At 72.6% G+C, this 21,084-nt stretch carries 22 protein-coding genes; 11 read left to right on the forward strand and 11 right to left on the reverse strand.

The genetic code is table 11. The annotated features are described in order from the left end of the window. Together pta and KBX08_RS17765 are read left to right on the forward strand one after the other, a co-directional pair. Window positions 1-1,629: phosphate acetyltransferase (pta, locus tag KBX08_RS17760; protein ID WP_210784595.1), on the forward strand; the 1,629-nt coding region annotated here is incomplete at its 5' end. Then, entirely contained in the window at window positions 1,626-2,741 is a 1,116-nt protein-coding gene (locus KBX08_RS17765; protein WP_210784596.1) for an acetate/propionate family kinase, read from the forward strand. The genes pta and KBX08_RS17765, both read left to right, overlap by 4 nt. Before the next feature lie 87 nt (window positions 2,742-2,828). Here KBX08_RS17765 and KBX08_RS17770 read toward each other — a convergent pair whose 3' ends face one another. Beyond that, a complete protein-coding gene (locus tag KBX08_RS17770) occupies window positions 2,829-3,002 on the reverse strand; it encodes a hypothetical protein (protein ID WP_210784597.1) in 174 nt (57 codons plus the stop codon). Window positions 3,003-3,176: 174 nt separating this feature from the next. Between KBX08_RS17770 and KBX08_RS17775 the strand changes: the two genes are divergently transcribed. Then, window positions 3,177-3,383 carry a hypothetical protein gene (locus KBX08_RS17775; RefSeq protein WP_210784598.1) on the forward strand — a complete coding sequence of 69 codons (207 nt, stop codon included), beginning with the start codon at window positions 3,177-3,179 and terminating at the stop codon, window positions 3,381-3,383. Between the two features lie 88 nt (window positions 3,384-3,471). Then, window positions 3,472-4,437, forward strand: coding sequence for a dienelactone hydrolase family protein (locus KBX08_RS17780; protein WP_210784599.1), 966 nt, complete (start codon window positions 3,472-3,474; stop codon window positions 4,435-4,437). 173 nt (window positions 4,438-4,610) lie between these two features. Here the strand turns inward: KBX08_RS17780 and KBX08_RS17785 are convergent, their stop codons facing one another. The 3 genes from KBX08_RS17785 to KBX08_RS17795 all read right to left on the reverse strand — a co-directional run bounded on the left by KBX08_RS17785 (window position 4,611) and on the right by KBX08_RS17795 (window position 7,325). Further along, window positions 4,611-5,573, reverse strand: coding sequence for a zinc-binding dehydrogenase (locus KBX08_RS17785; protein ID WP_112583659.1), 963 nt, complete (start codon window positions 5,571-5,573; stop codon window positions 4,611-4,613). 77 nt (window positions 5,574-5,650) lie between these two features. Beyond that, window positions 5,651-6,829 carry an NADP-dependent malic enzyme gene (locus KBX08_RS17790; RefSeq protein WP_210784600.1) on the reverse strand — a complete coding sequence of 393 codons (1,179 nt, stop codon included), beginning with the start codon at window positions 6,827-6,829 and terminating at the stop codon, window positions 5,651-5,653. Between the two features lie 145 nt (window positions 6,830-6,974). Beyond that, a complete protein-coding gene (locus KBX08_RS17795; protein ID WP_238687480.1) occupies window positions 6,975-7,325 on the reverse strand; it encodes a S24/S26 family peptidase in 351 nt (116 codons plus the stop codon). A gap of 84 nt (window positions 7,326-7,409) precedes the next feature. On the opposite strand from KBX08_RS17795, the gene sodN reads away from it, so the two are divergent. The 3 genes from sodN to KBX08_RS17810 are packed head-to-tail and all read left to right on the forward strand — an operon-like array spanning window position 7,410 to window position 8,826. Beyond that, window positions 7,410-7,814: a superoxide dismutase, Ni gene (gene sodN, locus KBX08_RS17800; protein ID WP_088987805.1), complete on the forward strand. Its 405-nt coding sequence runs from the start codon at window positions 7,410-7,412 to the stop codon at window positions 7,812-7,814. Then, window positions 7,811-8,386: a GNAT family N-acetyltransferase gene (locus tag KBX08_RS17805; RefSeq protein ID WP_210784601.1), complete on the forward strand. Its 576-nt coding sequence runs from the start codon at window positions 7,811-7,813 to the stop codon at window positions 8,384-8,386. Before sodN ends, KBX08_RS17805 begins: the two co-directional genes overlap by 4 nt. A 32-nt stretch (window positions 8,387-8,418) precedes the next feature. Continuing rightward, window positions 8,419-8,826, forward strand: coding sequence for an ATP-binding protein (locus KBX08_RS17810; RefSeq protein ID WP_210784602.1), 408 nt, complete (start codon window positions 8,419-8,421; stop codon window positions 8,824-8,826). A 22-nt stretch (window positions 8,827-8,848) separates the two neighbouring features. On the opposite strand, the gene KBX08_RS17815 is transcribed toward KBX08_RS17810, so the two are convergent. Further along, window positions 8,849-9,238, reverse strand: coding sequence for a hypothetical protein (locus tag KBX08_RS17815; RefSeq protein WP_124853891.1), 390 nt, complete (start codon window positions 9,236-9,238; stop codon window positions 8,849-8,851). Window positions 9,239-9,281: 43 nt separating this feature from the next. Between KBX08_RS17815 and KBX08_RS17820 the strand changes: the two genes are divergently transcribed. Continuing rightward, the gene (locus KBX08_RS17820) at window positions 9,282-10,232 is read left to right on the forward strand and encodes a diacylglycerol kinase family protein (protein WP_210784603.1); all 951 of its coding nucleotides are present in this window, start codon (window positions 9,282-9,284) and stop codon (window positions 10,230-10,232) included. 449 nt (window positions 10,233-10,681) lie between these two features. Then, window positions 10,682-10,939 carry a WhiB family transcriptional regulator gene (locus tag KBX08_RS17825; RefSeq protein ID WP_088950012.1) on the forward strand — a complete coding sequence of 86 codons (258 nt, stop codon included), beginning with the start codon at window positions 10,682-10,684 and terminating at the stop codon, window positions 10,937-10,939. 86 nt (window positions 10,940-11,025) lie between these two features. Here KBX08_RS17825 and KBX08_RS17830 read toward each other — a convergent pair whose 3' ends face one another. From KBX08_RS17830 to KBX08_RS17845, 4 genes are read right to left on the reverse strand one after another with little or no spacing between them, the layout of a single operon-like run. After that, window positions 11,026-11,793, reverse strand: coding sequence for a sirohydrochlorin chelatase (locus KBX08_RS17830; RefSeq protein WP_247669592.1), 768 nt, complete (start codon window positions 11,791-11,793; stop codon window positions 11,026-11,028). A 17-nt stretch (window positions 11,794-11,810) separates the two neighbouring features. Beyond that, window positions 11,811-12,572 (reverse strand): phosphoadenylyl-sulfate reductase, encoded by a 762-nt coding sequence (locus tag KBX08_RS17835; RefSeq protein WP_210784604.1) that lies wholly within the window; start codon window positions 12,570-12,572, stop codon window positions 11,811-11,813. Continuing rightward, on the reverse strand, window positions 12,569-12,730 hold the full coding sequence (locus KBX08_RS17840; RefSeq protein ID WP_165435836.1) for a hypothetical protein: 162 nt from the start codon (window positions 12,728-12,730) through the stop codon (window positions 12,569-12,571). The genes KBX08_RS17835 and KBX08_RS17840 overlap by 4 nt, the downstream gene beginning before the upstream one ends. Continuing rightward, on the reverse strand, window positions 12,727-14,439 hold the full coding sequence (locus tag KBX08_RS17845) for a nitrite/sulfite reductase (protein WP_210784605.1): 1,713 nt from the start codon (window positions 14,437-14,439) through the stop codon (window positions 12,727-12,729). The genes KBX08_RS17840 and KBX08_RS17845 overlap by 4 nt, the downstream gene beginning before the upstream one ends. Before the next feature lie 387 nt (window positions 14,440-14,826). Here KBX08_RS17845 and KBX08_RS17850 point away from each other — a divergent pair, with 387 nt between their 5' ends. Continuing rightward, window positions 14,827-16,335 carry a glycosyltransferase family 39 protein gene (locus tag KBX08_RS17850; protein ID WP_210784606.1) on the forward strand — a complete coding sequence of 503 codons (1,509 nt, stop codon included), beginning with the start codon at window positions 14,827-14,829 and terminating at the stop codon, window positions 16,333-16,335. A 37-nt stretch (window positions 16,336-16,372) separates the two neighbouring features. Here the strand turns inward: KBX08_RS17850 and KBX08_RS17855 are convergent, their stop codons facing one another. Together KBX08_RS17855 and KBX08_RS17860 are read right to left on the reverse strand one after the other, a co-directional pair. Continuing rightward, the gene (locus KBX08_RS17855; protein WP_210784607.1) at window positions 16,373-17,965 is read right to left on the reverse strand and encodes a PAS domain-containing sensor histidine kinase; all 1,593 of its coding nucleotides are present in this window, start codon (window positions 17,963-17,965) and stop codon (window positions 16,373-16,375) included. Window positions 17,966-17,990: 25 nt separating this feature from the next. Beyond that, entirely contained in the window at window positions 17,991-19,022 is a 1,032-nt protein-coding gene (locus tag KBX08_RS17860; RefSeq protein ID WP_210784645.1) for an SIS domain-containing protein, read from the reverse strand. 189 nt (window positions 19,023-19,211) lie between these two features. On the opposite strand from KBX08_RS17860, the gene KBX08_RS17865 reads away from it, so the two are divergent. After that, window positions 19,212-21,038: a tetratricopeptide repeat protein gene (locus tag KBX08_RS17865; protein ID WP_210784608.1), complete on the forward strand. Its 1,827-nt coding sequence runs from the start codon at window positions 19,212-19,214 to the stop codon at window positions 21,036-21,038. Window positions 21,039-21,084 lie beyond the last annotated feature (46 nt).

The following is a 21,084-nucleotide window of genomic DNA, read 5'->3' on the forward strand; positions in this document are numbered from 1 at the left end:
CCGGCGGCTGTCGCGTCGGCGATGCGGGGGGCGTACCACGACCTGGCCGACCTCGGCGCGACGGTGCTCGCGGTGATCGCCAACCGGGTGACCGGGCCGATGACGCTGCCCGACCTGCCGGTCCCCGCGTACGCCATCCCGGAGGTGCCGAGCGTGTCCGCGCCGACGGTGGCCGAGGTGGCGGCGGCGCTCGGCGCCACCCTGCTGGCCGGGGACGACGCCGCGCTCGGTCGCGACGTGCTGGACTTCGTGGTCGGTGCGGCGCACGTGCCGACCCTGCTGGGCCACCTCACCGAGGGCGCCCTGGTGATCACCCCTGGGGACCGGGCCGACCTGCTCGTCGCCGCGAGCGCCGCGCACGTGGCCGGGCAGGTGTCGGTGGCCGGGCTGGTGCTCACCCTCGGCGAGCAGCCCGACCCCAGGGTCATGCGGTTGGTGGAGGGGCTCAACACCGGGTTGGCGGTGCTCTCCGTGCGTCTCGACAGCTACGACACGGTCGCCGCGTCCAGTCGCATCGAGGGCCGGCCCAGCGCGTCCAATCCCCGCAAGGTGGAGGCCGCGCTCGGCGCGTTCGAGCGCTGTGTGGACACCGACGACCTGGCCCGTCGACTGCGGGTCAGCCGGTCGGCACGGGTCACCCCACTGATGTTCGAGAACGAGCTGATCGATCGTGCCCGCTCGAAGCCCCGGCACGTGGTGTTGCCGGAGGGCACCGACGAGCGGATCCTGCGCGCGGCGGAGATCCTGCTACGGCGTGGGGTGGCCGAGCTGACGGTGCTTGGCCGGCCGGACGACATCGCCCGACGCACTCGGGAGCTGGGCATCGACCTCGGCGACGTGCGGGTGGTCGACCCGGGTGCCAGCGAGTGGCGCGACGACTTCGCCGCCGAGTACGCCCGGCTGCGCGCCCACCGGGGCGTCACCGCCGAGTTGGCGCACGACATCGTGGCGCAGCCCAACTACTTCGGCACGCTGATGGTGGCCACCGGCCGCGCCGACGGCATGGTCTCCGGCGCCACGCACACCACCGCCGCGACCATCCGGCCGGCGTTCGAGATCATCCGTACGCTGCCGGACGTCTCGGTGGCCTCCAGCGTCTTCTTCATGCTGCTCGCCGACCGGGTGCTGGTCTACGGCGACTGCGCTGTCAACCGCGACCCGGACGCGGCCCAGCTCGCCGACATCGCGATCTCGTCGGCCGACACCGCCGCCCGGTTCGGCATCGAACCCCGGGTGGCCATGCTGTCGTACTCGACCGGCAGCTCCGGCGCGGGCGCCGACGTGGAGAAGGTCGCCGCGGCCACCGCGCTGGTCCGGGAGCGCCGGCCCGACCTGCTGGTCGAGGGGCCCATCCAGTACGACGCGGCGATTGACCCGGCGGTGGCGGCCACGAAGCTGCCCGACAGCCCCGTCGCCGGGCACGCCACTGTCTTCATCTTCCCGGACCTGAACACCGGCAACAACACGTACAAGGCGGTGCAGCGCTCGGCCGGGGCGGTCGCCGTCGGCCCGGTCATGCAGGGCCTGCGGCGGCCGGTGAACGACCTGTCGCGGGGCGCCACGGTGCCGGACATCGTCAACACCGTGGCGATCACCGCCATCCAGGCGGCCACCGAGGAGGCGTCGTGAGTCGGGTACTGGTGCTCAACTGCGGGTCGTCGTCGGTGAAGTGGCGCCGCTACGACGGTGACCGGGCACTCGACCACGGCACCGTCGAGCGGATCGGTGAGCCCGGTGGCGGCCCGGCGGACCACGCCGAGGCGGTCCGGCAGATCCTGGACGGGCTGGACCTGGCCGGGCTGACGGCGGTCGGACACCGGGTGGTGCACGGTGGCCGGACGTTCAGCGCGCCGGTACTTGTCGACGACGCCGTGCTGGCCGCGATCAAGGATCTGGTGCCGCTCGCCCCACTGCACAACCCGGCCAACCTGGCCGGCATCGAGGTGGCCCGCGCGGCGCTGCCGGACGTCCCGCAGGTCGCCGTCTTCGACACCGCGTTCCACCACACCCTGTCGGAGGCCGCCGCGACGTACGCGATCGACCGGGAAACCGCCGAACGGTACGACATCCGCCGGTACGGCTTCCACGGCACGTCGCACGCGTACGTGTCCCGGCGCACCGCCGAGCTGCTGGGCCGCCCGTACGAGCAGATCAACGCGATCACCCTGCACCTTGGCAACGGGGCCAGCGCCTGCGCGGTGGCGGACGGTCGCAGCGTCGCCACCTCGATGGGCATGTCCCCGTTGCAGGGGCTGGTGATGGGCACCCGCAGCGGCGACGTGGACCCGACCGTGATCTTCCACCTGCGCCGGGAGGGCGGGCTGTCGGTGGACGACATCGACGACCTGCTCAACCACCGCAGCGGCCTGCTCGGGCTGACCGGAGTCAACGACATGCGCGAGGTGCTCGAACGCCGAGCCGCTGGTGACCGGGCGGCGGCGTTGGCCTTCGACGTGTACTGCCGGCGCATCACCGAGTACGTCGGGGCGTACTACGCGCTGCTCGGTCGGGTCGACGCGATCGCCTTCACCGCCGGGGTCGGCGAGCACGCCGCGCCGGTGCGGGCCGCCGCGCTGGGCGGCCTGGGCCGGCTCGGCATCACAGTGGACGACGCCCGCAACAACGGCGAGGGCGACCGGTTGATCTCTCCCGACGGCGCCGAGGTGAGCGTCTGCGTCATCCGCACCGACGAGGAGCGGGAAATCGCCCGGCAGACCCGGGACGTGGTCGGGGCGGCCTGACGCCACTGAGGCGCGCACCCCCGGGAGGCCCGAGGGTGCGCGAGTCGGTGGAGCCCGTTCGGTGCCGGAGCCAGCCAGGCGACTCGATCAGCCGGTCGCCAGCCAGGCCACGAGTGCCACCAGCACCACGACGACCACTGCCGCACCGATGATGAGCGGCAGGCGGGACGGGGCCTCCGTCGACGCCGCAGTCTCCGGCGTCTGGTTGAAGGCGCGGAACGCCTCGGTGTTGCCGCTGGGGTCCGTGTAGTTCTCAGGCATGTCGGTGACCCTAGCGAAGCTGGCCACGCGGCACCGTCCCCGGCCCGCGGCGTCCCAGGGCTGGACCCGGCCGGCGGAGGGGACCCGACCGGGTGGCGGGTGCACCCGAGCCGGACGGCGGGGCCGCTACGCCTGCCCGGGCACCTACCGCGGAACGATGGGGCGGGCCGGCTGATGGCCGTACTGGTGACAGCGCTGCTGGCCGGTTGTGCCCCGGCCACGGCGGTGGCCGGCGGGGCCATCGGGCCGGTGTCGGCGCGTCGGTCGCCCGAGGGGTCGTACGCCGTCGGCGTGCGTACCAATCCCAACGCCGCCTTCCCTCCGCGCCCGCTGGCCGACACCGCACGACGGCGACGCCCGCTCGCCGAACGTGCCGCCTGACACCGGGCGCGCGGCGCTGGGTGAGTCGACGGGCACACCGCGTCGAAGTCCACCGGGCACGTCAGCGGGGCAAGGCACAATCGGATTCATGCCACGTCGCCTCACCCCCGCCCTGCTGGCCAGCGCCGTGCTCATGGCCGGTCTGGTCGGCTGCTCGGCGGACGCCAGGAAGACCGAGGGTCAGCAGGCGCCCGTCGAACCACCACCCGCCGCCACGCCGACACCGCAGGTCCCCGCCGGCAAGGCGCCGCAGCGCGCCTTCGCGGTCGGCGTACGCCAGCTCAAGCTGAACCGGGATGGCCGGGCGCTGCCGACGACGCTCTGGTACCCGGCGGCCGGGCAGTCCGGCGGCGCGGCCAAGCGGGCGGCGACGGCGGTGGAGGGCCGGTTCCCGGTGGTGATGTTCAGTCACGGCCTGGGTGGGCGACCGGACGACTACGCCACGCTGCTGACCCGCTGGGCGGCTGCGGGTTTCGTGGTGGCCGCGCCGACGTTCCCGCACACCTCGCGGGGCGCGGACAACAACGTCCTCGACGTGCTCAACCAGCCCGCCGACGTGTCGTACGCGTTGGACCAGGTGCTGGCGTTGGACGGCAAGGCCGGCGACGCGTTGCGCGGCCGGTTGGACGGCGAGCGGGTGGCCGCGGCCGGGCACTCCGCGGGCGGGGTGACCACCATCGGCCTGTTCACAGCGAGCCGGGACGAGCGGCTGGACGCGGGTGTGGTGTTCGCGGGCACGGCGCTCGGCGTGGGCACCGCGTTCGCCGGTGCGGCCGCACCGCAGCTGTTCGTGCACGGCGAGTTGGACGAGGTGGTCGAGTACGCGGCGGGCAGGGCCGCGTACGACAAGGTGCCCTGGCCGAAGGCGATGCTGAGCCTGCCCAAGGGCGACCACGGGCGGGCGTTGCTCAGCGACGGCGCGACGTTGCGGGTCGTCTCCGACACGTCTGTTGAGTTCCTGCGCTGGTCGCTCTACGGCGACGCCGACGCCAGGAAGCGCATCCCCACCGACGCGACGCGCGGCGACATCGCCACCTTCGACGACCACCTCTGAGGCCCGCCCGCGCCGTGCGCCTTCGCCGCTCCGGCCGCCGCAAGATCGTGCAGTGACCAGGAAGTAGTGGCCTCCCACGACGCGGAGGCCACTACTTCCATGATGTTGCGCGATCTAGCGGCGTGGGGCCCAGGCCCGGCGGCGCGGCGCGGCGATGCAGCGCGCGGTGCGCGTCAGGCGGTGTGGTCGATGACGACCTTGCCGAAGGCGTCGCCGGAGTGCAGTCGGGCGAAGGCGTCCTCGACCCGGCTGAACGGGATGACGCTGTCCACCACCGGGCGCACCTCGTTGTCCGAGCAGAACGCCAGCAGCTCGTACAGCTCGCCGGGCGTGCCCATCGAGGTGCCCAGGATCTCCAGCTGCATGGCGAAGACCCGGCGCAGGTTGACCGACGGCTCGTGCCCGGCGGTCGCGCCGGAGACCACGATCCGGGCCATCGGCGCGGCCGACTTCAGCGAGTGGTCGAAGGTGGCCGCGCCGACCGTCTCGATCACCACGTCCACCCGCTCCGGCAGCCGGGCACCGGGCTCCACGGCGATGGCGCCGAGGGCCGAGATCCGGTCCCGCTTGACGGCGTCGCGGCTGGTCGCGTACACCCGCTTGCCCATCGCGACGGCGAGCGCGACGGCCGCGGTGGCCACGCCGCCGCCCGCACCCTGGACCAGCACGCTGTCGGCGTCCGCGACGCGGCCCTTGGTGGTCAGCATCCGCCACGCGGTCAGCCAGGCCGTGGGCAGGCACGCCGCGTCGGTAGCCGCCATGCCGTCGGGCAGCGGGATCAGATTCGACCGGGGTACGGCCACCCGCTCGGCGAGCGTCCCGGCAAAGTGCTCGGAGAGGATGGAAACCCCGCGCGGGTCACCCGGCGTGACGACCACCGGGTACACGACCACCGGGCGCCCCTCCGGGTCCAGCCCGACCGCGTCGCAGCCGAGGATCATCGGCAGCTGGGCCTCGGTGAGACCCACCCCACGCAGCGACCAGAGGTCGTGGTGGTTGAGCGAGGTGGCCCGCAACTGCACGGTCACCCAGTCGTCGGCCGGAGGGGTCGGCTCGGGCCGCTCGCCGACGGTGAGCGCGGCGAGCGGATCGGCGTCGTCGAAACGGGAGGCAAAGGCAGCACGCATGATCGGCACGGTAACAAGCTGAGCGCTCGTTAAGAAGCCGTGCGCGCAGGCCGACGGCGCAGCGCGCCGCCGGCCGACGCGTGCGCCTAGCGACGGGCGACGCCGTCGCGGCGGGCGGCTTCGGCGACCGCCTCGGCCACGGCCGGCGCGACGCGCGGGTCGAGCGGGGACGGAACGATCGCGTCGGCGGTCAGGGACTCGGCCACCACACCCGCGATGGCGTCCGCGGCGGCGACCTTCATCGCCTCGGTGATCCGGGTGGCACCGGCGTCCAGCGCGCCGCGGAACACACCGGGGAACGCCAGCACGTTGTTGATCTGGTTGGGGTAGTCGCTGCGCCCGGTGGCGACCACCGCGACGTGCCGGGCGGCCACCTCGGGGTGCACCTCGGGGGTCGGGTTCGCCAGCGCGAACACGATCCCGCCGGGTGCCATCCCGGCCACCGCGGCCTCGGGGATCTGCCCGCCGGAGACCCCGACCAGCACGTCCGCGTCGCGCAACGCCTCGGTGATGTCGCCCTGGCGGCCGTCGGCGTTGGTGCTCGCCGCCAGCTCGGCCTTGGTGCCGGTCAGCTCGGTGCGGTGCCGGCCGATGATCCCCTTGGAGTCACAGACCACCACCTGGTCGGGGTTGACGCCCCCGGCGATCAGCATCTTCGTCACGGCCACGCCGGCCGCGCCCGCGCCGCTCACCGCCACCCGCAGGTCACCGAGCTTGCGGTCGAGCAACATCGCGGCGTTGCGCAGCGCGGCAAGCACCACGATGGCGGTGCCGTGCTGGTCGTCGTGGAAGACCGGGATGTCCAGCGCCTCGTCGAGCCGACGCTCGATCTCGAAGCAACGCGGCGCGCTGATGTCCTCCAGGTTGATCCCACCGAACGAGGGCGCCAGCGCCCGCACCACCGCGACGATCTCGTCCACGTCCTGGGTGTCCAGGCACACCGGCACCGCGTCCACCCCGGCGAACTGCTTGAACAGCACCGCCTTGCCCTCCATCACCGGCAGCGCGGCCCGGGGACCGATGTTGCCCAGCCCGAGCACCGCCGAGCCGTCGGTGACCACCGCGACCGTGTGCGACACCCAGGTGTAGTCGTCCACCAGGGCCGGGTCGGCGGCGATCGCCTCACACACCCGGGCCACCCCCGGGGTGTACGCCAGGGAGAGGTCCTCCCGGCTGGTGAGCGGCACGGTCGAGGTGACGGCCATCTTGCCGCCCCGGTGCAGTAGGAAGACGGGATCAGCGGGGTCCACGGTGGACGAAGACATGGTGGTGACTCCAGGATCTGTCGAGCAGATGTGAGGCGGCCGGCCCCGCCGCAAGGTGGGCGGCGAGCGGTGGCACGCGGTGCGGGGGGTCACCCGGGCACTTTCCGAGCATAGTGTCGGCACCACCCCTCGGATGTGAGCAGGGTCATAACTGACGACGAGGCACCCGTCCGGGGCGCGGCCAGTAGCGGGCCACCACCCGTCCTCGTACGTCGGCCACCCCGTACGCCCGGGAGTCATCGGTGATCAGGTCATTGTCGCCACGCAGCCACCAGCCGCCGTCCTGCGGCCGGACCGCACGCTTCACCACCAGCAGATCGGGCCGGGTCCGGAAGACCGCGACCACCACGTCGCCGGCGCGGATCGGGCGGCCACCGGGACGAACCAGCACCGCGTCACCGTGCCGCAGGGTCGGCGCCATGGACGGGCCGGTCACCAGAACGGCGGTCAGCGGCCCGCGCAACCGCGGCACCTCAGCCGGGTGATCGGCGGCCACTGGTTTCACCTCCACCCCGTTCGGGGAGCATTCCCAGGAGTAATGTCGCCTTTGATCATCGCAAACTTCCCATGGAGGATCCCGATGCGACTTCCGCGCATCCTTGCGCCCCGCGTCACCGCGAGCGCTCACTGCGACCTGCCGTGCGGTGTCTACGACCCGGCTCAGGCCCGGATCGAGGCCGAATCGGTCAAAATGATCTGCGAGAAGTACCAGGCGAACACCGACCCGGAGTTCCGCACCCGCGCCGTCATCATCAAGGAGCAGCGCGCCGAGCTGGTCAAGCACCACCTCTGGGTGCTGTGGACGGACTACTTCAAGCCGCCGCACTTCGAGAAGTACCCGAACCTGCACAGCCTGTTCAACGAGGCCACCAAGCTCGCCGGCGCCGGTGGCGTCAAGGGCAGCCTCGACCCGGCCACCGCCGACAAGCTGCTCGCGAAGATCGACGAGATCTCGAAGATCTTCTGGGAGACCAAGAAGGCGTGACCTCCCCGGTCATCCCGACGATCCGGCCGGCACGTCCCGAGGACGTGCCGGCCGTCGTCGCCATGGTGCACGAGTTGGCCGAGTACGAGCGTGCCGCGGAGCAGTGCCACCTCACCACCGAGCAACTGACCTCGGCGCTATTTGCGAGTGCTCCAGGTCGCGGCGTGGCGTCAGACGCGCCGAGCTGGAGCAGTCGTCCGTCCGCTCCAGCGCTCTTCGGTCACGTCGCGGTGGACGCGCACGACGAGCCGGTCGGCTTCGCGCTGTGGTTCCTCAACTTCTCCACCTGGGCCGGCGTGCACGGCATCCACCTGGAGGACCTCTACGTCCGGCCGGCCGCCCGGGGCACCGGAGCCGGTCGGCTGCTGCTCGCCGCGCTGGCCGACATCTGCGTACGACGCGGCTACCAGCGGCTGGAGTGGTGGATGATCGACTGGAATCCGGCCGCCGGCTTCTACGCCTCGATCGGCGCCGAACAGATGAGCGAGTGGGTTCCCTACCGACTCAGCGGCCCCGCGCTCCGCGAGTTGGCCGAGCACGCCACCACCGCCGGCACGCGTACGGACGACTGACCGGGTAGAGTCCCCGACCGGGGGGATGAGGCGTGACTCAACTGACTGGCCAGCCAGCGACCGACGACGACGTGGTGCACCTCACGGTGCCTGCCGACGGCGGTTACCTCGGCGTGCTCCGCACCGCCACCGCCGGTCTCGCTGCCCGGCTGCAGTTCGCGCTCGACGAGATCGAGGATCTACGGATCGCTGTCGACGAGGCGTGCGCCATGCTGCTCGCCATCGCCACCCGCGACGCCGAGTTGGAGTGCCGCTTCGCGGTCACCGAGGACGCGCTGACCGTCGAGGTGACGGTGCCGACCGTGCGCGGTGCCACCCTGCCCGGCGAGTCGTCCTTCGCCTGGAAGGTGCTCACCGCGCTGACCACCTCGGCGTCCGCCACCTCCGCCGACGATCGGGCCACTATCGCGCTGCTCACCCGCCGCTCCGGCGGCTACTGACCGGTTCGACGCACCAGGGCGGTCACTCGAAGCCGAGGGCCCGGGTCGTCGGAGGGCAGATCAGCAGCCAGGCCACGCCCAGGCCGAGCGCCATCAGCGGCACGCCCAGCCAGCCCAGGCCGGCCTGGATCATGAACCACCCGATCGGCAGCAGCATCAGCTGAAGCACGATCGCGGGGGCTCGTGCGCCCGCCTGGCGGCGCAGCAGCGCGCGACCCAGGGCCCAGAGCGCGACGGCCGCCCCGATGGCGAACACTGTCACCAGCAATGCCGCCAGCAGGTCGGTGCGGGTGGCCGTGAGGTCGGCCCAGACCAGCCAGACGGCGATCAGCCCGACGACGGCCGCCTCCGCCCACAGCAGCCGGACCGCCCAGCGGAGCGTGACGGGGATCGGGTCCGAGTCGATGGTCACGCGCGCCACGATACCCGGGCTGCCGGAAGGTACAGTGCCGCCCATGCGGGCCGTCCTGGTGGTCAATCCAAAGGCCACCACCACCAGCGAACGCAGCCGGGACGTGCTCGTCCGGGCGCTGCGCAGCGAAGTCGATCTCAGCGTGCGCTACACCCGTCGGCGTGGACACGCCGTGGCGCTGGCCCGGGAGGCAGCCGCTGAGGGCGTCGACCTGGTCGTCACCCTGGGTGGCGATGGCACTGTGAACGAGGTGGTGAACGGCCTGATGACGGCCGAACCGCCGACTCGCACCGGCGACGCGCCGATGGCCGAGCGACTGCCCGCGCTGGCGACCGTTCCCGGTGGCTCGACAAACGTGTTCGCCCGCGCGGTGGGTCTGCCCCGGGAGTGGCCGGAGGCGACCAGCATGATCCTGGAGGGGCTGCGGCTGGGCCGGAGCCGGACGGTGGGGCTGGGCCTCGCCGACGACCGCTACTTCACCTTCTGCGCCGGCTTCGGCCTGGACGCCGCGGTGATCCACCGGGTGGAGCAGGCCCGGCGGAAGGGGCGGGTCTCCACGCCGTCGCTCTATCTGCGTTCGATCATGAATCAGTACTTCTTCGCCTCGGACCGGCGGCACCCGGCGATCGTCCTGGAGCGGCCGGGCGAGCCGGCGGAGGCCGAGCTGGCCACCGTCATCATCCAGAACACGGCACCGTGGACGTACCTGGGCGACCGGGAGGTCAACCCGAACCCGGCGGCGTCGTTCGATCTCGGGCTGGATGTGCTGGCGTTGCGTCAGCTCCGGGTGGCTAGCACAACACGGACAGTGACGCAATTCCTGTCCCGGCAACCGGATCCGCGCGGCCGGCAGGTGTTACGACTCCATGACACGGCGGAGTTCACGCTGGTCTCCAGCCGTCCGCAGGCGTTCCAGCTGGACGGGGACTATCTCGGCGAGCGGGAGAAAGTCAGATTCACCTCCGTTCCGGCCGCACTGAGAGTAATCTGCTAGGTCTCGGGTACTGCCCTTGGTCGACACGGTGGCCACAACCGATCGACTTGGTCGCCGCCACACCGAGGGGCAGGTGCCGGAAATGTCAGCAATGTCACGCGGACTGTACTATATTGATCCTCGACTGTGGCACGGCGGGTAACCAGGAAAGCGCTGGAACCCGGACAAATGGGTTGTGGGCTTGCTCACCGCCCGGAGTTTTTCCGAGCGTCACCCTTGACATCGCGACTGTTCGTGAAAGTATTCACAAGCGGACTTGAGTTACCGGGACATTGCCTGGATATGCTCGTCAGGTTGAGCTGTTCCAGCAGGTCCCCGGCGCTGAACGCCTGCTCACGCACTGCCGAATGGACGGACGCTAACTGTCACCATCGGCACTGCGGATGCATATAGGAAAAGCACGACAAGCAATTGTTCGCCACCCATCCAGAATGAGGAGTGTTGCCGCCATGGACTGGCGTCACCATAGTGTCTGCCGCGACGAGGACCCGGAGCTGTTCTTCCCGATCGGGACGTCTGGACCGGCTCTGCTGCAGGTCGAGCAGGCCAAGGCCGTCTGCAGGCGCTGCTCCGTGACCGACCAGTGCCTTCAGTGGGCACTCGAGTCTGGTCAGGACGCCGGCGTCTGGGGCGGAATGAGCGAGGAGGAGCGGCGCGCCGTCAAGCGGCGCGGCGGTCTCCGGGTGCTGCGCGCTCACTCCGCCTGATCCCCCACACACAGCTGTACGCCCCGGTGGGTTCGCCCACCGGGGCGTTCTGCTGTCCGGCACCGATCGCGCAGTGTCGGCACGGGTCAGCCCGTAGACGCCAGCACCGGCCGGTCGTCGACCCGACGCAGCACCAACTCGACCAACTCCGGTGCGTCGGTCAGCGGCGCGGCGACCGCCACCGCACCCGCCGCCCCGGCCGCTTCGGTCACCGCGTCGTGGAACAGCCCCGGCGCGAGGAAGTACGCGGACACCGCGACCCGACGCGCGCCGGACGCCCGCAGTCGGGACACCGCCACACCGGCCGCCGGTGGAGCCGCCGACGCGTACGCCACCCGGCAGGGCACCCCGAACTCCACGCCGAGCGCATCGGCGACCCGGCCCACCGACCGCCGCGCCCGCGCGTCCCGGGTGCCCGCCGCGGCCAGCACCAACGCGTCGAAGCGGCCCGGACGCGTCTCACCCAGCCGCCGGCACAGCCCGGCCAGCAGCCCAGGATCGGGCGTGTCGTCCGCCGGGCCGAGCACGTCGGTCACCCGTACCGACAGCGGTGGCCCGGATCGCGCCGCCGCGGCGACCGCCGCCGGAATGTCCACCCGATTGTGGTACGCGGCGGTCAGCAGCAGCGGCACCAGCACCGCCCGGCGATGACCGGCAACGGCCAGGTCGCGCAGCACCTCGGTAGGCCCCGGCTCGGTGTGGTCCAGCCAACTCGCCCACACCGGTGTGCCCGGCCGGGCCGCCGACACCGCCCGAGCCAGCGCCCGGGTGGCATCGGCGGCTCGTGGGTCACGGCTGCCGTGTGCGACAAGCACCACCGGGTCCGCCCCGCCAGCCGCACCGAGGCCGGTCAGGGGCGCCGCCGGGGAGGTCAGACGTGCAGCCCGCACTCGGTCTTCTCGAACATGGCCCACCGGCCGGCCCGCGCGTCCTCGCCGGCCTTCGTACGGCGGGTGCACGGCCAGCAGCCGATCGACCCGTAACCCTGCTTGAACAGCTCGTTGACCGGCACGTTGAAACGGGCGATGTAGGAGTCCACATCCTTCTGCGACCAGGCCGCGATCGGATTGACCTTGACCTTGCCCCGACGCGCGTCGAAGGTCACCACAGGAGTGTTGGCCCGGCTCGGCGACTCGTCGCGGCGCAGACCGGCAGCCCAGGCGTCGTACCCGGTCAGCGCCCGTTCCAGCGGCTCCACCTTGCGCAACTGGCAGCAGTCGTCCGGCGACTTGTTGAACAGCCGGGGGCCGTACTGGCCGTCCTGCTGGCCGACGGTGAGCCGGGGCCGGATCGACCTGACGTTCACCGGCAGCGTCCGGGCAACCTCGTCGCGTACCCGCAGCGTCTCGGGGAAGTGCAGGCCGGTGTCGAGGAAGACCACGTCCACCCCGGGGGCCACCCGGGAGACCAGGTGCGCCAGCACGGCGTCGGCCATCGAGCTGGTCACGCAGAACCGCTCACCGAAGGTCTGCGCCGCCCAGCGGGCGATCTCCAGTGCCGGGGCGCCCTCCAGGTCCCGAGCGGCCTGCTCGGCCAGGGCCCGCAGCTCGTCCGGGTCGCGCCGGGCCGGGTCGGCCGACGTCGAGCCGCCCGGGCCCACCAGGCGCAGGCTCGCGGCCGAGACGAGACTCATGAGGTCACCGCCCGACTCAGCAACCCGGTGAACTTCACCGAGAAGACCCGGGTGCAGGCGTGGCACTCCCAGGCGCCGTGACCCGCCTCGTGCGGCCGTAGGTCCTCCTCGCCGCAGTACGGGCAGTACAGAGGTGCCGCTCGGTTCTCGCTGCTCACCGCAGTTCCTCCTCGTCGACTCTGATCACCCAGTTGGCGAACGTCTCGCCCTCGCTCCGACCGGCCAGGTAGCGACGGGCCAGCCGTTCCACGTAATCCGGAAGTTCGTCGGCGGTGGTCTTCAGGCCGCGAAGCTTGCGGCCGAAACCGGCGGTCTGCCCCTGGGCCATGCCCAGCCCGCCGCCCAGGTGCACCTGGAAACCCTCGACCTGCCGGCCGTCCGGGCCGACCACCAGTTGACCCTTGAGCCCGATGTCGGCCACCTGGGTGCGTGCGCACGCGTTCGGGCAGCCGTTGATGTGGATCGAGATGTCCGCGTCGAAGTCGCGCAGCCGCTGCTCCAGCCGGGCCACCAACTCCTCGCCGCGGGCCTTCGTCTCGACGATGGCGAGCTTGCAGTACTCGATGCCGGTGCACGCCATCGTGCCGCGCCGCCAGGCCGACGGCCGGGCCTCCAGACCGATCCCACGCAGCGCGTCGATCAGCGACTCCGTCCGCTCCGACGGCACGTCGAGCACCAGCAGCTTCTGGTACGGGGTGAGCCGCACCCGGTCGCTGCCGTGCGCCTCGACCACGTCGGCCAACTGGCTGAGCTGCGCGCCGGAGACCCGCCCGACCACCGGAGCGGCGCCCACGTAGTGCCGCCCGTCGGCCTGCTCGTGCACCCCCACGTGGTCGACCGGCTTCGACGGCAGGACCGGCGCCGGGCCGTCGAGCAGCGTACGTCCGAGGTAGTCCTTCTCCAGGACCTCGCGGAAGCGCTCCACGCCCCAGTCGGCCACCAGAAACTTCAACCGGGCCCGGTTGCGCAGTCGGCGGTAGCCGTAGTCGCGGAAGATCCCGACCACCCCGGCCCACACGTCCGGCACCTCGGCCAGCGGCACCCAGACGCCGAGCCGCTTGGCGAGCATCGGGTTGGTGGAGAGGCCCCCGCCGACCCAGACGTCGAAGCCGGGCCCGTGCTCCGGGTGGTCGACACCGAGGAAGGCGATGTCGTTCGACTCGTACGGGGTGTCCACCAACCAGGAGATCGACGTCTTGAACTTGCGGGGCAGGTTGGAGAACTGCTTGTCGCCGACGTACCGGGAGACGATCTCGTCGATCGCCGGGGTCGGGTCGAGCAGCTCGTCGCGGGCCACCCCGGCGACCGGGCTGCCCAGCACGATCCGCGGGCAGTCGCCGCACGCCTCGGTGGTCTGCAAACCGACCGACTCCAGCCGACGCCAGATCTCCGGCATGTCCTCGACCCGGATCCAGTGGTACTGGATGTTCTGCCGGTCGGTGATGTCGGCGGTGTCCCGTGCGAACTCCCGGGAGATGTCCGCGATCACCCGCAGCTGGGCAAGGCTGAGCTGCCCGCCGTCGATGCGGACCCGGAGCATGAAGAACTCGTCCTCCAGCTCGTGCGGCTCCAGCACCGCGGTGCGCCCGCCGTCGATGCCCGCCTTGCGCTGGGTGTAGAGGCCCCACCAGCGGAACCGGCCCCGCAGGTCCTGCGGATCGATCGAGGCGAAGCCACGATGCGCGTAGATGGTCTCGATGCGGGCCCGGACGTTGAGCGGGTCGTCGTCCTTCTTGATCCGCTCGTTGGGGTTGAGCGGCTCGCGGTGGCCGAGCGCCCACTGCCCCTCACCCCGTGGCCGGCGCGGCGCTCGGGTCGGGCGAGCCGTCGGGTCCTCGGAACGGGCCGGGATGCTGCTGACCGCCATCGCGGCGTCCTCCGTTGTCTGCTGTGCCTCGGGATACGCGGGGCGCGGCGGCCGGCCCGGCGAAGCGGGCGGGACAACGGTGTCTTCAGACAGCCGGCGCGGAGCGCGCCCGAGACAGAATGATCGGGCGTCGTCAGTAGGCCGGACAGATCGCGCTGCGCACGCGGCCGTAATCGACGTGGCGACGTGCCACGAAGCGGCGGACGACTGCGGCGGTCATGCGCCCATGCTGCCACACCCCATGGGGGCCGGCCAATGTCCACGTGCTGGATCCCACATCACGGGCCGAACCTCAGCCGACCAGCTGGTCACCAAGGACAGTTCGGGCATGACAGGGAGAGCGCCGGCTGACGCCCACGGAGCGGGTGGCCGTGGCAGGCTCGGCCCGTGGGGCAATTGTCCGAGAGGTCGGCCGGGACGGCGTGGGAGCACCTGCGCCGCCTGCCGGTCTGGCTCCCCCCGGCGCTGTTGACCCTGGCGGTGACAGTGACCGGGCTGGGCTCCGCCCAGCTCTGGCGCGACGAGCTGGCGACGTGGAGCGCTGCCACCCGGTCGCCCGGCGACCTGGCCCGACTGGCCGGCACCATCGACGCCGCCACCGGGCCGTACTACCTGCTGATGCACCTCTGGACGCGGATCTTCGGCGACTCCACGATCGCCCTGCGCGTACCGGCCGTGTTGGCGATGACAGTGACAGCCGGGCTGCTCGCCGTGCTCGGCGCGCGGCTCGTCGATCGACGCGGCGGCCTCTTCGCCGGGCTGCTGTTCGCGGTGCTTCCCGGCACCTCCCGCTACGGGCAGGAGGCTCGCCCGTACGCGCTGGCCACAATGCTCGCCGTGCTCGCCACAGTGCTGCTGGTGACCGCGCTGCGTCGACCGAGCTGGGCCCGCTGGGCCGGTTACGCCGCCACCGTCGCCGCTCTCGGGCTCATCCACCTGATAGCGCTCACACTGCTCGCCGCCCACGCGCTGGTCGTCCTCGTCGCCTGGTGGCGCGGCCCGACCCCGGCCGGCATCGCCACAGCGGCCCAGCCCGACGCCGAGCGGGACCGGCGGGTGTGGCGTTGGCTGGTCGCCGTGGTGCCGGTCGCGTTGCTGGCCGGCCCGCTGCTGGTCAAGGCCCGGACCCAGCAGTCCCGGCAGTTGAACTGGGTCCACCTGGCCCGGCTGGACGACCTGACCGCGCTGCCCGGCGGTGTGGCCCAGAGCAGTGTGGTCGGTGGCCTGCTGGTCGGGGTCGCCGCGCTGGGCGCGGCCCGGCTCGGGCGGCGCGCCCTGCTGCCGGTCAGCGCGGTGCTGCTGCCGGTACTGCTGCTCTTCGCCGCCGGCGCTGTCGTACCGCTGTGGGTGCCCCGGTACCTGGTCTTCGTGGTGCCCTTCGCGTGCCTCCTGGCGGGAGCGGCGCTGGCCGCCGTGGCCGCTCCGGCCGCGCTCGTCGTGGTGGTCCTGGCCGGGCTACTCGGCCTGCCCGACCAGGCCGCGCTGCGACGGACCCACGACTGGCCGCGCAGCGCGCCGGTGGACTATGCGGGGGCGGCCCATGTGATCGCCGACGGCCAACGCCCGGGGGACGCGGTGGTCTACTCGCCCCGGCACAGTTGGCTCTTCCTCGATCTCGGCATCGAGTACCACCTCAGCGACCCACCACGCGACGTGCTGGTCACCGAGGACGAGGTCCGCCGCGGCGACCTGTGGGCCGCCGAGTGCCAGCAGCCAGCACCGTGCCTCGCCGGTACGACACGGGTGTGGCTCGTCGTGTCCGGCCGGCACGCCGAGCCGCTGGCCGCCGTGCCGGGCGCCAAGGGCGACGCGCTACGCGCGCAGTTCACCGTCACCCAGGTCTGGCAGCGACCCGGCCTGACCGTCGCCCTGCTGACCACCCGCCCCGACCGCTGATCGGCACAACGCGGAAGGGGGCTGGGCGGCACGGCGGTCAGGTCTGCGAGCGGCCGTCGTGGGTGTTGCGGGCCAGCGGGACGACCAGCATGGCCTCGGTGCCACCGTTGGCGCCGGCGCGCAGTTCGATGGTGCCGCGCAACTCCCCGGTGATCAGGGCTCGGACGATCTGGAGGCCGAGCCGGCTGCCGCGTTCGGCGTCGAAGTCCGGGGGCAGGCCGCGCCCGTTGTCGGTCACCGAGACGTGCAGCATCTTGCGGAACCGGTGCGCGGAGACCACCACCTCGGGCCGCAGGGACGGGTCCACCTCGGGAGCGGCGACCGGCACCATGCCAGAGGCGGAGGCCACCAGGGCCTCCTCCGCCTCGTCGGCCGGCGGGAAGCCGTGCTCGACGGCGTTGAGCAGCAACTCGTTGAGGACCATCACCAGCGAGGTGGCGATCTCCGCCGGCAGGACGCCGAAGCTGCCCCGCCGACGCATGCCGACGCTCACCTCGGTCGCCGCCACCTCGGTCGCCGCGCTCGCCACCCGGTCGACGATGCCGTCGAACTCCACCGCCTCGTCGCTGGACATCGAGAGTGTCTCGTGCACCAGGGCGATCGAGGCGACCCGACGGACCGATTCCTCAAGCGCGACCCGGGCCTCCGGCATCGCCACCCGGCGGGCCTGCAAGCGCAGCAGCGCGGCCACCGTCTGAAGATTGTTCTTCACCCGGTGGTGGATCTCCCGGATGGTGGCGTCCTTGGTGATCAGCGCCCGGTCCCGGCGACGGACCTCGGTGATGTCCCGGACCAGCACCAACGCTCCGATCGGCACCCCCGCCGGCATCAGCGGCAGCGCCCGGGTGAGCATCGTGGCACCTCGTGCGTCGATCTCCCGGCGGGGTGGCGCCTCACCGCGCAGCGCGGCCAGGATGCCGTTCGAGGCCTCCGTGCCGTCCAGCGGGTCACCGGCCAACCGGCGGTGCAACGCGGCCAGGTCCTCCCCCACCAGGTGCGAGGCGTAGCCCAGTCGGCGGTACGCGGACTGCGCGTTCGGGCTGGCGTAGGTGACCTTGCCGCCGGCGTCGAGCCGGACCAGGCCGTCGCCGACGCGGGGCGCCGAGGTGGTCTCGCCCGGATGCCGCGGCGGCGGGAAGGTGCCGTCCGCGATCATCTGCGCCAGGTCGTCGGCGGTGGTGAGGTAGTTGAGCTCCAGCTGGCTGGGCGTACGCGCGGTGGAGAGGTTGGTGTCCCGCCCCACCACGGCGATCACCTCGCCGGCCTCCCCCTCGGCGGTACGCAGCCGAACCGGGATCGCCTCGTGCCGGGCCGGCACGTCGCCGTACCAGACCGGGTCGCCCTCGCGCCAGATCCGGCCCTGGGAGTACGCCACCCCCAGGTGGGCCACCTCCGGCCCGCCGACGATCCGACCCACCTGGTCGTCCTGGTAGGCGGTCGGTGCGGTGGTCGGGCGCACCTGGGCGACGCAGAGGAACGTGCCGTCGGCGTCGACCGGCACCCAGAGCAGCAGGTCGGCGAAGGACAGATCGGAGAGCAGTTGCCAGTCGCCGGCGATCCGGTGCAGGTGGTCGATGTCGGCCGGACGGAGATGGGTGTGCTCCTCGGCGAGGTCGCGCAGCGTGGACACGGTGACCAGGGTGCCACGCCGCGCCTCACATCGTCGCGGTGACCTTCTTCAACCCGCGCGGCGCGTCCGGGTCCTCGCCTCGGGTGAGCGCCAGGGCCAGCGCCAACCGCTGCATCGGCAGGATGTCCAGCAGCGGGGCGTACCGCTCGTCGACCTCGGGGACGGCCAGCCGGGTGGCGCCCGGCACGTCGGCGGAGCCGACCACCACGACGTCGGCGCGGCGTTCGCCGAGGCGGGGCAGCACCTCACCCATCGACCGGCCGCCGGGGCCGGAGCCGACCACGGCGAGCACCGGGACCTCCGGGTCGGTCATCGCGAGCGGGCCGTGCAGCAGGTCGGCGCCGGAGAAGGCGAGCGCCGGCAGGTACGAGGTCTCCATCAGCTTCAGCGCGGCCTCCCGGGCGGTGGGATAGGCGTACCCCCGGCCGGTGGTGACCAGCTGACGGGCGAACCGGTAGCGCGGGGCGAGCTGGGCCGGGGTGCCGTCGGCCAGGGTGCGGGCGGCCAGCTCGGGCAGTGCGTCGAGCGCCTCCCGTTCGTCCTTCGGAAGCACGCCGTCGCCGGCCCGGATCCCCTCCACCAGCATCAGCAGGGCGAGCAGCTCCGCCGTGTACGTCTTGGTGGCGGCCACCGCCCGTTCGTGCCCGGCGGCGATGTCGACGCTCAGCTCGGCCACGTCGACCAGCGGCGAGTCTGGGGCGTTTGTCACCGCCAGGGTCAGCGCGCCGGAGGCTCGGGCCGCGCGCAGCACCTCGGCCAGGTCGGGCGAGCCGCCACTCTGGCTGACCCCGACGACCAGCGCGTCGGAGAGGTCGGGGCGGGCCCCGAACAGGGTGACGACGCTGGGCGAGGCCAGCCCGGCGGGCAGGCCGAGCCGGATCTCGGTCAGGTAGGCCCCGTAGAGCGCCGCGTGATCGGAGGTGCCCCGCGCGGTGAAGACCACGTGCCGTGGCCGACGTTCGGCGATGACCGCCGCCACCCGGGCGATCTCGGCGGCGTTGGCAGCGGAGAGCAAGCGCGCGTAGCCAGCCGGCTGCTCGTCGATGTCGGCGGCCATTCCAGCCCCTGCACGTGTCACGGAAACCCCTCCCCCTGCGCGGTTGCCGCGCGATTCTTGCTCAGTCTTGCACTTTTGAGCGTATCTCAGCAATCGAACGAGCAGGATTGCGCAGGTGATCACCAGTTGATCTCAATATCAACTAAGCTTTACCCGTTGCACCCGGTCTAACTGCCACGAGAGGACGACGTGCCCGAGGGAACGGACGATCCCGCGCTCTCCGCGACGGAGGAGCTGGCGCTGGCCCGGCTGGCACTCGACGAGGGCGACCTGCACCACGCCGCCGGCCACCTCGCCGGCGCGTTGGCGCGGGCCCCCACCCTGCCGGAGGTGCACGAGACGCTGGCCCGGCTCGCCGTGTCGAGCGGCGGCGGCCTCGACCTCTTCCCGATCAACCACCACACCTTCGTCGGTGCCGTCGTCGCCCGCGCCCACCTCCTCGCTACCGCCGGCCGCCCCGCCGAAGGGCTGGAGCTGCTGGCCGCGGCGACGTCGTACGCGCCCGGCACCGAGTGGGCCGGCGTGCCCTGGGTCACCGCGCCCGAGCTGGCCGAACGACTGGAGCCGGAGCACATCGCCCGCGTCCTCATGCAGGTCTGCGCCGCACTGCCCGACCCGGTGCCGCGGATCGGCCGGGCCCCGCTGACCCCGTACCTCACGCTCGCCCGCAACGCGGCCACAGTGCACCCCGAACACGGCCTGCTGCTGGGCGCGGCGTCCGCGCTGGCCCGGCGCCTCGGCGAGGTCGAGCTGGCGGTCCGCTGGGCCACCCGAGGGGTACGCGCACAGCCCTCGAAGATGGGCGAGGTGTGGCTCGGGTACGCGTACCGCAGCTCGGGCCGGACCCGCGACGGCCTCGCGGCTCTCGGTCGGGCCGTCGAGCTGGACCCCGACGACCTGGCGATCTACGCGGACATCGCCGGCACCCTGGCCGAGATCGGCCGGCTGGACGAGGCGTTGGAGTGGACCGAGCGGGCGCTGGCGCGCGACCCGTCGTTCGATTGCGCGGTGCACACCGCCCACCGCCTGCGGCACCTGCGCGACGGTGACCTCGCCCACCTGGTCGCGCTCGCCGACTTCGTGCGGGACCACCCGGACGACAGCCACGAGCACGGCGACCTGGCCCAGTGCTGCCGAGGTCGGCCCTGGCTCGGCCAACTCACCCCGGCCGGTGGGCCCCTGGTCGACGCGATGCGCCAGGCGGTGGCCGATGACGAACTTGGTCTCGGCGGTGCCGTACGCCTACCCGCCGCCGCCCCGCCGAGCGCGGTCGGGACGGCGATCTCCACCGCCCCCGGGCTGCGGATCGAGGTCGTCGGCGCGCCGGAGCCCGACCCGCGCGAGCCCCGGCGGGAGTCCGCTCAGCGGTTGTGGCACTACGCGGACGCCGTCCCCACGCCCGCGCTGGCGGCGCCCTCGGCGACGGCTGTCGAACGGATCGGGCAGATCGCCCACCCGGCGTGGGCACACCCACCGGCGGCGTACGACGCGGCGGTGGGCCTGGCCGGCCTCGACCTGGGTGACCTGCTCGGTCTGCTGGTGCACCCGCCGGCGGCGCCGGCCAACGCGGTGGGTCGGCTGCTGGCGGCCCACGACCCGTCGGTCTGGGTTCGTGGGGTGCAGGTGTGGGCCTGTCTGGGGTTGCTGCACCACCGCACCGACGAGCCGTGGGAGGGCTCGACCCGGCGCCGGGTGCTGCTCGATCTGATCTGGGGCGTCGAGGACTGGGTCACCGAGGCGGCGCTGTTCGCCCTGGTCACCGCCGCCTGGGTGGACCCCTCGGTGCGGTCGGACGTGGCTCGGGTGGTGGCGGAGCGGCTGGCCGACGCGGCTGCCGTGGCGCGGAGCCGACCGGTCCCGATCGCCGCCTCGCTGGCTCACCTGGCACTCGCCGCCCCGCAGTTGGATCCGGCGACGGCGGCACTGGCCACCGAACTGCTGGCCGCCCACTCCCCCCGGCTTCCCCGCCCCCGCAACCCATTGCGCCGCCTCTGGCAACGCCTGCTCCGCCGCTGACTCCCACCACCCCGCGATCTTGCACTTACTGTCGCCGTTCTGTCGG

The sequence above is a fragment of the Micromonospora sp. H61 genome, from assembly GCF_018070325.1.
In the GTDB taxonomy this organism is placed as follows: Bacteria; Actinomycetota; Actinomycetes; order Mycobacteriales; family Micromonosporaceae; genus Micromonospora; species Micromonospora salmantinae.